This is a genomic window from Neobacillus niacini (assembly GCF_030817595.1).
Taxonomy (GTDB): domain Bacteria; phylum Bacillota; class Bacilli; order Bacillales; family Cytobacillaceae; genus Neobacillus; species Neobacillus niacini_G.
On record NZ_JAUSZN010000001.1, the window covers coordinates 397,511 to 410,666 of the forward strand.

The 13,156-nt window shown below is 34.6% G+C and carries 12 protein-coding genes; 4 read left to right on the forward strand and 8 right to left on the reverse strand.

Annotated features, from left to right (window positions below; genetic code table 11):
• Positions 1 to 22 precede the first annotated feature (22 nt).
• Positions 23 to 913, forward strand: a complete 891-nt coding sequence (locus tag QFZ31_RS02000) for an aminoglycoside phosphotransferase family protein (protein ID WP_307300490.1) — start codon at positions 23 to 25, stop codon at positions 911 to 913.
• A gap of 316 nt (positions 914 to 1,229) precedes the next feature.
• Here the strand turns inward: QFZ31_RS02000 and QFZ31_RS02005 are convergent, their stop codons facing one another.
• The 3 genes from QFZ31_RS02005 to QFZ31_RS02015 all read right to left on the reverse strand — a co-directional run bounded on the left by QFZ31_RS02005 (position 1,230) and on the right by QFZ31_RS02015 (position 4,192).
• A complete protein-coding gene (locus QFZ31_RS02005) occupies positions 1,230 to 1,610 on the reverse strand; it encodes a DUF1259 domain-containing protein (protein WP_307300494.1) in 381 nt (126 codons plus the stop codon).
• Positions 1,611 to 1,894: 284 nt separating this feature from the next.
• On the reverse strand, positions 1,895 to 2,806 hold the full coding sequence (locus QFZ31_RS02010) for an EamA family transporter (RefSeq protein WP_307300496.1): 912 nt from the start codon (positions 2,804 to 2,806) through the stop codon (positions 1,895 to 1,897).
• A 168-nt stretch (positions 2,807 to 2,974) separates the two neighbouring features.
• Complete coding sequence (locus tag QFZ31_RS02015; protein ID WP_307300498.1) at positions 2,975 to 4,192, reverse strand: ROK family protein; 1,218 nt, start codon at positions 4,190 to 4,192, stop codon at positions 2,975 to 2,977.
• Positions 4,193 to 4,436: 244 nt separating this feature from the next.
• Here QFZ31_RS02015 and QFZ31_RS02020 point away from each other — a divergent pair, with 244 nt between their 5' ends.
• Entirely contained in the window at positions 4,437 to 5,255 is an 819-nt protein-coding gene (locus tag QFZ31_RS02020) for a purine-nucleoside phosphorylase (RefSeq protein WP_307300500.1), read from the forward strand.
• Positions 5,256 to 5,501: 246 nt separating this feature from the next.
• On the opposite strand, the gene QFZ31_RS02025 is transcribed toward QFZ31_RS02020, so the two are convergent.
• From QFZ31_RS02025 to QFZ31_RS02040, 4 genes are all read right to left on the reverse strand, one after another.
• Positions 5,502 to 6,515 carry a hypothetical protein gene (locus QFZ31_RS02025; protein WP_373459813.1) on the reverse strand — a complete coding sequence of 338 codons (1,014 nt, stop codon included), beginning with the start codon at positions 6,513 to 6,515 and terminating at the stop codon, positions 5,502 to 5,504.
• Between the two features lie 824 nt (positions 6,516 to 7,339).
• Positions 7,340 to 7,537: a hypothetical protein gene (locus QFZ31_RS02030; protein ID WP_307300502.1), complete on the reverse strand. Its 198-nt coding sequence runs from the start codon at positions 7,535 to 7,537 to the stop codon at positions 7,340 to 7,342.
• Positions 7,538 to 7,729: 192 nt separating this feature from the next.
• Positions 7,730 to 8,704 carry a hypothetical protein gene (locus QFZ31_RS02035; RefSeq protein ID WP_307300503.1) on the reverse strand — a complete coding sequence of 325 codons (975 nt, stop codon included), beginning with the start codon at positions 8,702 to 8,704 and terminating at the stop codon, positions 7,730 to 7,732.
• 1 nt (position 8,705) lies between these two features.
• A complete protein-coding gene (locus QFZ31_RS02040) occupies positions 8,706 to 10,055 on the reverse strand; it encodes a DNA sulfur modification protein DndB (RefSeq protein ID WP_307300505.1) in 1,350 nt (449 codons plus the stop codon).
• 209 nt (positions 10,056 to 10,264) lie between these two features.
• On the opposite strand from QFZ31_RS02040, the gene QFZ31_RS02045 reads away from it, so the two are divergent.
• Positions 10,265 to 11,215, forward strand: coding sequence for an NAD-dependent epimerase/dehydratase family protein (locus QFZ31_RS02045; protein WP_307300508.1), 951 nt, complete (start codon positions 10,265 to 10,267; stop codon positions 11,213 to 11,215).
• A 178-nt stretch (positions 11,216 to 11,393) separates the two neighbouring features.
• Entirely contained in the window at positions 11,394 to 11,738 is a 345-nt protein-coding gene (locus QFZ31_RS02050) for a DUF4183 domain-containing protein (protein WP_307300509.1), read from the forward strand.
• A 186-nt stretch (positions 11,739 to 11,924) separates the two neighbouring features.
• Here the strand turns inward: QFZ31_RS02050 and QFZ31_RS02055 are convergent, their stop codons facing one another.
• On the reverse strand, positions 11,925 to 13,142 hold the full coding sequence (locus QFZ31_RS02055) for a glycosyltransferase family 4 protein (RefSeq protein WP_307300511.1): 1,218 nt from the start codon (positions 13,140 to 13,142) through the stop codon (positions 11,925 to 11,927).
• Positions 13,143 to 13,156 lie beyond the last annotated feature (14 nt).

Below are 13,156 nucleotides of genomic sequence, written 5' to 3' on the forward strand. Positions count from 1 at the left end.
AAGATAAATAGAAGGTGGAAATATGAGCAGAATGCATGACAATGAATTGGACGTTAATCTAAATTTTGTTAGAGGCTTAATCAACGAGCAGTTCCCTGAATTCTCTATGTTACCGATAACTCCCGTGAATTCTGTTGGAACGGTAAATCATGTTTACAGGCTGGGGAGAGAGCTTTATATTCGCCTGCCTAGGGTTAAGGAGTGGGCAGATATAGAAAAAGAGTGCAGATGGATTCCATATCTTGCTCCCCACTTGACACTTAGGATACCCGAACCTGTTGCTTTAGGTCAACCGAAAGCCTCGTACCCTGTGAACTGGGCAGTATACAAATGGATAGAGGGCAATAACTATTCTGATGAGTTAGTTCATGATGAAAGAGAAGTTGCAAAAGATTTGGCGGATTTTGTAAACGAAATGCACTCCATTGATGTGCCATCTGATGCGCCCAGGGCTGGACGTTCACCTTTGCTTGAGTTAAATAAAAGAACATTAGAATGTATTGATGAGGCAGATGATTTGCTGGACAGAGACCGAGTATTAGCGGCATGGGAAGATTCATGTAGGGCTTCTGTCTGGAACGGTCAAGCAGTATGGATACATGCTGATTTACTTAGAACAAATCTTTTGGTTCATTCCGGTCGTTTAACTGCGGTCATCGACTTTGGTTCAGTAGGAATTGGAGATCCGGCGTTTGACCTAATACCTGCTTGGAGTATATTCAACTCCAAAGGAAGGAAAGTCTTTCAAAATTCCATCCATGCCGACAAGGATACATGGATTCGTGCCCGAGGGTATGCACTTCACCAGGCAGTACTTATCATTCCATACTATCGAGTAACAAACCCGCAATTTGTTACTCTGGCAAAAAGAACTCTGGATGAGATATTGGCGGACTTGGATACAGGAGAATAAAATGAGGCAGCACTCATAACCTTTTATTGCAGCCGCAGATGGTATTTGTTATGTAAAGGCAGGATATAAATAACACTAAAAACTAAGGCAAGGTGGATTCGAAATGGATAAAAGAGTTTCATCTGACTTTGAAGTCGAGTTTCCGAATGGCGGTGGAGTCAATATTACAATGCCTAAGATTACAATTACTAGAAAACTAATTTTCTGAACTAAACCGACCCGTTTGTCAAGTAAGGGGCAATTTAGATGAGGAAGGAATTGAGTAGAAATAAAGCCATTTGTGATATTTAGTAAGAACATCACAAATGGCCGCGTTTTAGAATAGTCCTGCTTCTTTTGCAGCCTCAATACTATTTCTGGCAAACTCAGACGGACTCATTCCTACATTCTCCCAATGCATATACATTAACCGCGGTTCTTCAAATAGCCAATGGTTATGAAATGCTGTTACGATAATACCTCTGCACCGTAATGCATCGAGCATTGGATTAACTTCTCTTTGAAGGAGTACAGTTTCACCTAGGTTAAGACCATTATTTTCAAAAGATAACATAAATGGAAGTGCTAGTGGAGAAAGAGTGCGACGACCTAAAATAGTTGCTCGAATATCATCTCGAAGGCGCATAACTACACAAACAGGAGTCGATTGGACAACTTCACCGCCGATAATATCTGCAAGTCTTTGACAAGTTGACATATTAATACCTTCTTTCTTTTAATATGTTATACCTTATGCAGAACTACAACAGCTTGTCTAGGTTTTTTCATTAACATCCATAAGGAAAGTAAAAAAAAGATGGTGCAGTTTAACTAACGGGGTTATTCATTAAGAAGGAGAGGCATCCTTTTTTTGTTAAGAGGTATTGTAGTAGGGGAAGTAGGGGTGAATGATAGATTGGTGAGTTCCTGGTTTGAAAATTTATGTATCTAACAGGAGAGGGGAGACCCTTAAAGGAATCTCCCTACACTGACATACCATATTTAAAAGGTAGATTCCCTTTCCAAATAAGAAGACTTTTTGATAGGTTTAGATATTTTCAGATTTCCCGCTATAATTCCGCCAAGTATGAAAACAACCCCGAGCCATTGAGACATACTTACCTGTTCTGTTAAGACTAACGCTGATAGAATTACAGCAATTGGAAGTTCAGCGGATGTTAAAATGGTCCCTAGACCTGGTCCGATATGGGGCATGCCGATGGTAAATAGGATCGGCGGCAAGACTACGCCTAATAAACCAAGATACAAACCGTACGGTGCAATTTCCATTAAGACTGATAATTGTAGTAACTCAGTTGGTGGACTTAGAAGGAAAACAGTAATCATCCCTCCAGTGGTAAATAGAGCACTTTTTTGCACAGCTGGAGTATCCTTTTCTACACTACTACTAAGAAAGATAAAAGTGGTATAGGTTAGTGCAGAAAGCATTCCCCAAATCGTACCCTGCCATGTCATTCCTCCGCTGCCTTCCGCAATAATCCCTGAAGCAAGTATGGAGCCAATCACCAGAATAGCTATGGAAACGACCTTACCCGTGGTTGGTTTCTTTTTATAAAAAACAAATTCAAATAAGCTGCCAATCCAGACAAATTGAAATAAAAAGATAATCGCAAGCGATGCGTTAAGGGATTGCAGTGATTGGTAATAAAATAGACTCGTTAAACCAAGCGGAATTCCCGATAAAAGTAATTTGCCTATTTTTGGCAGCGTCAGTTTTTTCTTTTTTGAAAAGAGAGCTGCAATCCAGATTAAGAGTGCACCCATTAAGAATTGACTTCCTGTCACGGCCGAGCTGGTAAAACCAGCAGCATAAGCTAACTTTACAAAAGTTGATAATGCACCGTAACTGCATCCCCCGAGTAAAACAAGTAGTGCGTAATGCCAAGTTTTCATTATTATATACCCCTTTCATTCTATGAAACATAAAAAGCCACACAGCTATAGTAGCTGTGTGGCGAAAATAGAGAAGTCTCTAGAAAAGTCCACTAACAAATTTTTTTTGGTTCAATATTACTTTGTTTATTCTAAAGCGATTCACAATGATTGTCAATCAACAACTTTTTATGGTTGGAATTCTTCCGTGAAATAATCCAGTACCATACATCCAGCTCCCTGGGCTACGATGTTGTAGGCAGCAGTTGATTTTATAATCTGAAAATGACTTTTAGGATAGTGCATGAGTCGATTTTGTGCGGTTTCAGAGACCTCGTCGTAAAAAAGAGGTTTCGGCACCAACGTTCCTCCACAGACAACAATTTCCGGTCGCAATAGTAAAATGAGATTACTAAGACCGACGCCAAAATAATAAGCTGCCTCCTTCACTACATCAAGGCAAAGAGAGTCTTCTTGCTCTAAAGCATGTAAAATATGATGAAAATCGATATCTTCTACATCTTTAACTATATCTTGAAGGATAGAATTATGACCACGCTTAAGCCGACGGACCACTTCGTCACGGATGGCAGGCAAGCTGCTATATGCTTGTAGACAACCATACGAGCCGCAGGAGCAACGCCGTCCGTGTATATCCACTACCATATGTCCCAGGGTATCATCCATCTCCATGTTAGTACGAACCAATCTACCTTGTAAAATAGTACCGCAACGAATTCCCATATCACTCGAGACAAAAACTAAATTGTCTGTTTCTTTCCAATAGTTTTTACGGTATTCAGCTAATGCAGCCAAATTTGTTCCGTTATCTATGAATACATGTGTATTAATATTTTGTTGTAAATAATCGACGATGTTAAGGTTATCCCAGTCTCCTGCAGGAAACAGATGTGGGTTTATGATAACCCCGGTTTCTTTGTCAATTGGATCAAGAACTCCAATCCCTATACCTAGCAATTTCTCTCTTTGAATATTGTGTTTAGACAGTAGCTCATCGACACATCGTGATACAAAATTTAAGGTGTACACTCCGGTGCACTGTGAATCCATCCTCAATTTTTCAACGTCTATGATATCTAATTTTAAATCAAGGAGAAGCACTGTGGTGTATAGGTTGGTGATTTCTACGCCAATTACATAATAAGCGTCAGGCTTGATGACGTACATCAGTGGTTTACGTCCTCCACTAGACTCCCCAATTCCACTATCGTAGATAAGTCCTTCCTGAACAAGCTCGTCCAGTAAACGTGTACATGTCACATGTTTGTATCCCGTTATTTCAGTAAGTGTATTGATCCTGACTGGACCTAACTTACGAATCAGGCTATATAAAAGTTTTAGGCTCTTTGTTTTTGGTGATGTTGAACCAGCAAATTGCTCTAACATAAACTTCCTCCAAATGAATAAGGGTTATATTATATTTTAGCTGATTCATTCATAAAGGAGAAGACAATATAACAAACTTTTTTCTATTTCTGAAAAAAAGTAACTTGATTAATGAAGGTTTATAGATTATTAGAATATAATTTTTATATACTTTTTTTCAAAATGATTTTTAGTCATTTACAATCGCCTTGAAATCTATTAAACTTTTATTATAAATTGTTAAAAAAAAGGGGAGATATTTTTTATGCATAAAATGCAAGATATTCTAGAAGCTAGAGATTTCATCATGAGTAAGACTGAGTATACTCCAACAAATGGGATGATTTTAGGATCAGGATTAGGGACACTTGCAGATGAAATAACAAATTCTGTCACCATTCCTTATAGCGAGATTCCTCACTTCGCAAAATCTGAAGCGATTGGCCATGCAAACGAATTAGTCATTGGGGAATTAATGGGTAAAACCGTAGTGGCGATGAAGGGACGTTTTCATTATTATGAAGGCTTTACGTTAGATGAAGTCACATTTCCCGTACGAGTAATGAAGGCGCTAGGTGTAGAGAATCTACTTATCACGAATGCATGCGGTGCGATTAATACAAGCTTCAACCCTGGAGATTTAATGTTAATCACGGATCATATCAATTTAGTCGGTACCAATCCATTGATTGGACCAAATAATAATGAATTAGGAACCCGTTTCCCTGATGTTTCTCAAGTATATAATCGTGAATTACGAACTATTGCTGCAAATGTTGCAAAAGAACAAAACATTACCTTACAAGAGGGCGTATATGCTTGGTGGAGCGGACCAGCGTACGAAACTCCAGCCGAGATCCGTATGATTCGAACATTAGGAGCGGATGCTGTTGGTATGTCAACGGTCCCAGAGGCGATTGTAGCGATTCACGGAGGAATGAAAGTACTTGGTATTTCCTGTTTAACCAATATGGCATGCGGGATTCTTGATCAACCTTTAAGTCATGATGAGGTTATTGAAGTGGCTGCTATGGTAAGAGAGAAATTTATCAAACTTGTTAAGGAAACCATTACAAGAATGTAATACAACATTGTTGACTTGACTTTTTATAAATGTAATTATAAGTCAGCTGAAGAATAGAACTAGTAAAGGGTTCTGTGGTTTTCTTCCTGTTGTCGAAGTCTCCGAACAAAAAATATATTAATTTAAGAAATGGAAAAGCACTCACAAAAGTTGTCAAAATCAACGTTTGTGAGTGCTTTTTGTTTTGAAAAGATAAAATTGAATTTACCACATTGTGAGTGTTTTTTTACTTCAGGATAAAAATGGTTAAGATTTGAAGTATGGTGTGCTTACTTCGTTTTCTTTACCGATTTCTCTAAATGATTGTTTATAGGTTTCTATGGCATCTCTTAAACTAAGAATTAGTTCAATTATTAGAAGAATTATCACTACCCACACACCCACCTTTAAGATGGTGTCAATCACGAAGGATCCAATAAATAAATGGGTATGGAAAAGTGATGTAAAAGTATAAAACATTGCAAAAGTAAAAACTCTACTCCACTGCGTCACATCATATATTAAGATTGCCTCTCTGAACCCATAGTGTTTAATTCGTCTAAATAGCCTATAGAGTTCAACAGCCTCAACAGCAATGAAAATAATAAGGGCAGCTCTCCATATCAATCTTATGATATCCATACTAATAATGCCCGTGACTAAACAGGCAATCCCAGAAATAGATAATGCTCCATGTAAAATACAGTTCGTGTTGTTCCAATCCATTTCAATCGACCAAGAATGAGTGATGTATCTAGATAAAATAAAGAAAACACAAACCAGATAAAAACAAAATCCGATAATCAGTAAAGATAAGTTAAAGATATCCGGAAATTCTTTGAAAACAGTGTTAAGTAAAAGGACAATCGATTGTGTGCTTACGGTAGTTAGCAGAAGAATGCCGTGGACATTCTGATATGATTTTGTTCGAGAAATTTCTATAAAAGTTTTTACACTTATCCAAATATAAATGATCCACAGGACAATATTTATAAAAGCAATAATCTCAGAAATAAATCCCCAGTGGAAAAATTGTTTATAAAATAAGATGCCACTTATAGATGTGCCAGCAACCCATGTACCAATCCCAAAGCGGTTGATCACATTGGAATAATGGATGTCTTTAAATTTTCCATCCAAACTGGCTATGAAAAAAGAGAAAATAAAGGCAAACCAAAGGGAAAGGTTAATAATGCATAGAATTTTTCCAAAAATGTGTTGGAAGAACTGGATGCCAAAGTAGTTTAATAGAACTCCTTGCGTAACAATCCCAATTGCCATAACGATCGCCATGGTTGAAGTTTTAATATATATTTTTTTAAAAGTGAAGAATAAAATAATACAAACTATAAGGAAGATCAAAATCAATAAATAAACCACATTTATCACCATTATATTTTAGATATTTAATTAGTATATCACCAATCAATCTAGAGGTCTGCACAAATATTCCGACTTATTACCGTATATCACAAATTGGGATCTATAGGTTTACCAAAAGACACAAAGGGCAGTGCGCGAAAAATGCTTTAGGAATTATGCTTATTTATATTATCGGAGTGATTATTGGAATCATCTCGCTTTAGTGATGTGAAAAAGTAAAAAGGGTAAAGGCAGGTTAGGAATAATGCTTTATAAATAATCCACGTTTATGAGGATTTTTTAATAAACCAAAACAAAAGATACCTTTTTGAAAAGTATCTTTTTTGGGTTTTTATTGAATTCTTATGAAAGTTGACGGTCAATGCCGCTGAGGATTAAATAATTTCCTAAAAATGCTTCGATTGTTAGGTAACCCTTGTTTTGAAGTGTTTTAAAAGATGCATATCTATATATAAGCTGAATTTGAGAAGCAACAGGGTCTTGATCTTGGGAACTACTCAATCTGGCGTATGATGTCATCAGCATGTTATTTAAGTGGATTTATTGGTTTCTTAGCTGGTAGAATCTTGGCTACCCCATGGATAAGTTACCAAATACGAAAAAGAAAAATAAGGATGAGGGTCAATTATTATTTCTAATTTAAGGAACAGGGGGCATATGTAAGTAAATATTCTATTGACAAAATCTAACATACTTCGTAAATTGACGAGATGTGTATAATTTCAATTTTCTTTTACGTACCACTCTATATCCACATCATCTACCTTTAAATTGTACACTTTCCCTGAGCTTGTTAAGAGATCAATCTCATAAATTTCGATATTATATTTATTCATTTTCTTTGTAACTTTTAATAAATTTTCTAATTTACTATCTTGAATGGATACTTCTAAAATAATTTTACCACTTAATACGGGCATATATTTTCCCCCTCAGACACAATATCTAAACTCACAACATTAATCATAAACAAATTGTTAGTTATTTCCAATATGTACTTTTTCCTATTACTTCCCCAATTATATGGAATACAATAGTTCAAATATATTAAATATTTTATATTTGTTTTTAAATTCTATCCCTATCCAACAGGATAGAGATTAGATACAACATCAAGGTATATTAACGTTATATAAATCAAAGATCGTAGTGGTATTAATAAATTCTTTTAGCAAAGAGTAGTTAAATATTTCATGACCATTCATTACGACCTTTCTAACGCCAAACTGATTACCGATAATGGATAATTCCTCATTATCTAACTTTTTTCGCTCGAAATATAAATCAACGGCAAAAGCAATCATTCCTGACTTTTCAATGTTTTTAGCCGTTAAATATTTATATCCAAAAAAATCAGCAATGGTAGATATTCTCCTATAAATTAAATGTTTATCTGCTCTTTGGAAATTCTGTACCCTTGTTGTGGCTGTTCTTAGAACATAATTATTTTTTACTAATGGTAATTCAGGATTATTACCCATTGAGGTGCCATTCTTATTTTGATAATGAGTTTGATTAAGCGCTTCCATAACAAAAGATAAACATTTTTCTGAAACTTTGATACTTCTTTTTCCATATTTATCATCATTTAAATTCAATAATTGATTGACATGATCAACATCCGATAGGGTTAAGTTTAATATCTCTGATAGTCCATGCCCATTTACGCCTTCAAATAGAAGCTGAAGGATGACTTTATCTTGGGCGTTGACCATTTCTTTTTGCATGTCTTGAATTTCATACTTCGAGAATAGAATTTTTTTCTTAGACAAGTAAGTTTTTAACTCATCGTTTTTTATTGTAAGAAGGGGATTAATGTTACTTTGAGTTTTTCCAGATTTAATGGCCCAATTTATATAGTCCTCAAAAACATGAAGCGTTAATTTAATGGAGTTAAATGTAGAATGATCTGCATTGATTAAGGCGTCTTTAATTTCTTCAGTGTTAAGATCAAATAAATCTTTCCCCACTACATCTTCCGTGTCATAACTTCTACAGAGTGCATATTTATAAACATTTCTTCTGTTTTCAGGAATATGATTTAAATACTCTATTTTTATGTTTTCGTTATAAAGCTTCTTTTTCAAATTAACCACCTTCCTGGTATTTGGATAAGTCTATATCATTAAAGAATTTATATATTTGTTTCTTTGTATTCTTCGTGATTTTTTGAGATTGATTTAAAATATCGTATTCTTTCCATACTTTATTTTGTCTTGAAAAATCAATACATCCAATAATCTCAGGTAATTGGTTTAAATAAATGATTTCGTCGTTCATTCTTTTTGCTAATGTAATATATCCATAAAACATAGCATTCGTATTAATTAAACTATTTTTTCTAACAAGCGCTATCTCACCTAGAAATTCATTTGGGAATGCAAAAATTAATTCATTAAAAAACTTGATTAAATATTTAGAAGTGTTTATGGCGGCAAGTTTATCTTCAACCTTAAAAACTTCATCAATAGCATCAGAAAGGGTTTTAAATGTCACTAAGAAATTAGAATTAGGGGCAATCATATCAGAAGCCGCCACTTTATTTCTTAATTCACTATTGTATTGTATTTGTTTAGCGATAAAATCTGCCTGTCTAGATTCACCCAGTTTTTTTAACTGCCCTTTACCCACTGGATTAGTTGTATTTAATTGTTTAAAATATTGTTGAGCCATGGATTTTCCCAAGTTTAAAATATTTAATTTGAACATACCCTCTAAAGCAGGATCTTTTCTTAACGCTCTGACAATCGCGTTTATGCGGTGAAATCCATCTAACACATCTAATAATGTTCCCCTTGTAACAGTTAATGTCATGGAATCTTCTGCATATATTAATTCTTCGCCAGAATCATCATCAGTACTTCCTAAACGTGCATTTAACGTAATAATGGTGCTAATCATTTCACCTTTATTTAATAGCTCCTCCATTTCGATTATGCTTTTCTCAATAATTTTAGGAGTTTCAATAATTTCGTCCGAGTCCTTAGCTTTCGATTGTCTCATTTCACGTTGAGTTTCCGAATTATACTGTAGTAAGCCATTTTCAAAAAGGTTCTTTATTTCACTTGCTTTGGTATAAAGAATAAAGTCATCTTCCGTTCCCTTAAGTACATTTTTGAATGTAAAGGGGAACTCTATATTATTCGTAAGGTACCCCACAAAATTTGTCTTAATTTCTTTAATTTCTCTAGGTGTAAAGTAGTTTGATGGTTTTATTTTGGGATTTTCCGTAGTTGAATAAATTTGTTCAATAAAAAGGTAGACTGTCTCGATATCTACCTTCCATAATAAGTCAGGGTTATTAAAATAACTTTGTACTTGACCTGGTAAAATTCTGTATTCTTTCATACCCTTTTTTATTTTGTTAATTAATTTTTTGTCTTCTTTAATACCAGTCACAACTTCAATTAAATTTCCTCTGAGTTCGTTTTTTTTCATTATAATTCATTCCTTTTCAGGGTTTATATATCTTAAATTTTGAATATACAAATCTTACTTAAATAAAAAAACACTGCATAGGACTTTATTATTATTCATATTGAAATCAAATAAATTAAATAACTAAAAATAAAAAAGCAGCCCAATTGGCTGCTCTAAATCGAAAACCGTGGAACCACATACGTTCTTTTTTCATACCATTAGGAGGAATGAAAAAGCAAAGTATGAAAGAAGGAGAAGTAATGAACGTAATCGTCACTGGGGGCGCGGGATTTATTGGTTCGAATTTAGTCGATAGGTTAATTAATGAAGGTTTTGATACGTATGTTATTGATAATTTATCGTCTGGAAAACGAAAATTTCTTAATCCAAGGGCTAAGTTTTATCAATCCGACATCTTAGACTTACAGAAAATGAAAGAACTTTTTGAAGAAGTGAAACCAAAGGCTGTTTTTCATCTAGCGGCACAAATAGACGTACAAACATCCATACACAATCCAGGTCTTGATGCTCAAATGAATATTTTAGGAACCATTAACATTATTGAATTATGCAAAACGTATAATAGTAAACTCATTTATTCATCTTCTGCAGCCGTTTACGGTCCACCTCTAAATTTGCCGGTTTGTGAACAACATCCGATTCATCCTCTATCTAATTACGGTATATCTAAGTATACACCAGAACTTTATATCCGTTGTTATGCACAACTTTATAACGTAAAATATACAATTTTAAGGTATGCAAATGTGTATGGTCCCCGGCAAATGCCAAAGGGTGAAGGTGGTGTAATCTCCATTTTTATTAATAAAATAATAAATAATGAAATCCCAGTTGTATTTGGAGATGGAGAACATACAAGAGATTTTATCTATGTGGAGGATGTCGTTACAGCCAATCTATCCGCGCTAAATGCAGAAAAAAGCGGAACATATAACATTAGCACAAACAAACGAATATCCATCAATAAACTTATTGAAAAAATAAATACTATCTTAAATAAAAATGTTGTCCCCGAATATAAAGCGGAACGATTAGGAGACATCAATCACAGTTGTCTTGATAACCAATTAGCAAAAATGGAACTGAAGTGGCAGCCAAAATATTCAATTATCGAAGGTTTAGCAAAAACATGCCAATTTAATAAAGAAATTCAATAGCTTATATTTTTAATAAAAACTGAGGCTGACTCGAAAGGTGGTTCATAATCCATTTTTTTAGAGTCAGCCTTTAAATCTGATAAATATACCTATTTTTTACACACTTATTCCTTTTGTTACAAATATAATGGATTAAATATTTAACAATTGTTTTTTTGGATGATTGGAGGATAGTGACTTGAGAAAACGTATATCCACAATACAATATCCCCCTCCTTTTCTAAACTTTCCAGTGATCGAAAGACAAGAATATTATGTTAGTCGTAAACAGGTAGATACTATTGAATTTTACGCGATATCGGATGGTTTCAAAAGGGTTTACACAGAAAAAGATGCCTTAATGGGTTATGGAAAACAAAAGATATTAGATCCAAGAAACGTATCATTTCTCAATCTGTTTATAAATGGAGTTTTACAGCCCAAAACATGTTACCAAATTGAAGAAGGAAAAATTACTTTCCTTACGGATGATATTCCAGCAAAAGGAGCGCCTATTATTTTACAAATGTTTAAATTTCATTGAAAAAACTAAGACTAAAAAAGGGAAACATTGTCATTAAACAATAATATCTATTCGGATTGTTTCCAGTACAGAATGGGTGAAAAATTATTAATCACTAAGAAATAAAAATTCTGTAGTCATTATAATAACATATTCCCAATTGGATCCTGCTTTTGGGTCATTCCTCGCGTTCCTTCGTTAATATATTTACTTAGTCATTTTTCTTTTGGAGATTGCACTTTGATATACATTCAAAACTTTCTCAACAGCCTCTTCGGGAATCCAATGTTTCATTCCCCATTTCTTCGCATTGGATCCTAAAATTTTCCTATACTTTTCGTTCTTGAGTAATAAAATCAAATTTTTACATAAAATCTCTGAATCACAAGCAGGGGTTACAATACCTGTTACCCCATGCTCTACCATTTCAGGTAATCCACCTGTATCACTAACTATTACAGCCCTTTCGGCAATTTGTGCTTCTATGACAGACAGAGGCTGGTTTTCGATTAGACTGGGAAGAACAAAAATATCAGAAAGACTTAATAAATAAGGTACATCATCCCTCTTTCCAAGAAAAATAATGTTCTCTTCTAACCCCAAAATACGACTTTGAATTTGTAACTCTGCCTGTTTATCGCCTTCTCCAACAATCCAGCACACCCAGTCAGTGCGAATTTCTTTCAGCTTGGAGAGAGCAGATATAAGAAACTGTACCCCTTTAAGTTCTACAAGCCTTCCAGTATATATGATAACTTTTTTGTCGCTAGGTCTTTGAATAGAATTTTGCTCTTTCATTTGTTTAAAGAAGGACTCTGTATCGTATCCATAGTTACTTAGTTTAAGCTGTTCAACTGGGACATTAAACTCATTGGCTAAAACATTCATTAACCATTTATTCGCTACGATTGTATACTCAGGGGAAGTCGCTCCAATATGTTCAAGTTCATCAAAATATTCCTTTGCCATGTAAGAAGTTGGAGAGTTATGAATAGTAGTTAATTGCTGCCTAATCTCATGCGCTACACATCCATGAAGTGTAGCTACTAATGCAGTATGTTCGGGGCGGATTCGATTAATACTCGCTGTAGAAATAACATCTTGTGTATGGATTATATCGTATTTTTCTAACCCCAAGTAGCTAACGGCTTTCGCATAAAATTTTTGTTGAGTTTCAGTATACTGCACCAATGGATTTATATGGTAAGTAATAAAGTTTTCAGTGTTGTCGCTAAGCATGAACCACTCACTTTTTTCAACCCTTCGTTCTTCATTTACCATGTGTACATAGGAATTATCATGACCGTAACCCAGTAAATCCACTTCATGCCCTAAAGACTCTAATTTTTTTTTCAGCTGAACCATATATGTCCAGACTCCTCCTAAATGTGGAACAGCCCAGTACGTTGCAAGCAGAACCTTCATAAACACATCTCCCT

Bases quoted from the DNA above. Each gene is read 5' to 3' on its own strand.
- QFZ31_RS02000 (WP_307300490.1), top strand. From the start codon at position 23: ATGAGCAGAATGCATGACAATGAATTGGACGTTAATCTAAATTTTGTT.
- QFZ31_RS02005 (WP_307300494.1), bottom strand. From the start codon at position 1,610: ATGTCAACTTGTCAAAGACTTGCAGATATTATCGGCGGTGAAGTTGTC.
- QFZ31_RS02010 (WP_307300496.1), bottom strand. From the start codon at position 2,806: ATGAAAACTTGGCATTACGCACTACTTGTTTTACTCGGGGGATGCAGT.
- QFZ31_RS02015 (WP_307300498.1), bottom strand. From the start codon at position 4,192: ATGTTAGAGCAATTTGCTGGTTCAACATCACCAAAAACAAAGAGCCTA.
- QFZ31_RS02020 (WP_307300500.1), top strand. From the start codon at position 4,437: ATGCATAAAATGCAAGATATTCTAGAAGCTAGAGATTTCATCATGAGT.
- QFZ31_RS02025 (WP_373459813.1), bottom strand. From the start codon at position 6,515: ATGGCAATTGGGATTGTTACGCAAGGAGTTCTATTAAACTACTTTGGC.
- QFZ31_RS02030 (WP_307300502.1), bottom strand. From the start codon at position 7,537: ATGCCCGTATTAAGTGGTAAAATTATTTTAGAAGTATCCATTCAAGAT.
- QFZ31_RS02040 (WP_307300505.1), bottom strand. From the start codon at position 10,055: ATGAAAAAAAACGAACTCAGAGGAAATTTAATTGAAGTTGTGACTGGT.
- QFZ31_RS02045 (WP_307300508.1), top strand. From the start codon at position 10,265: ATGAAAAAGCAAAGTATGAAAGAAGGAGAAGTAATGAACGTAATCGTC.
- QFZ31_RS02055 (WP_307300511.1), bottom strand. From the start codon at position 13,142: ATGAAGGTTCTGCTTGCAACGTACTGGGCTGTTCCACATTTAGGAGGA.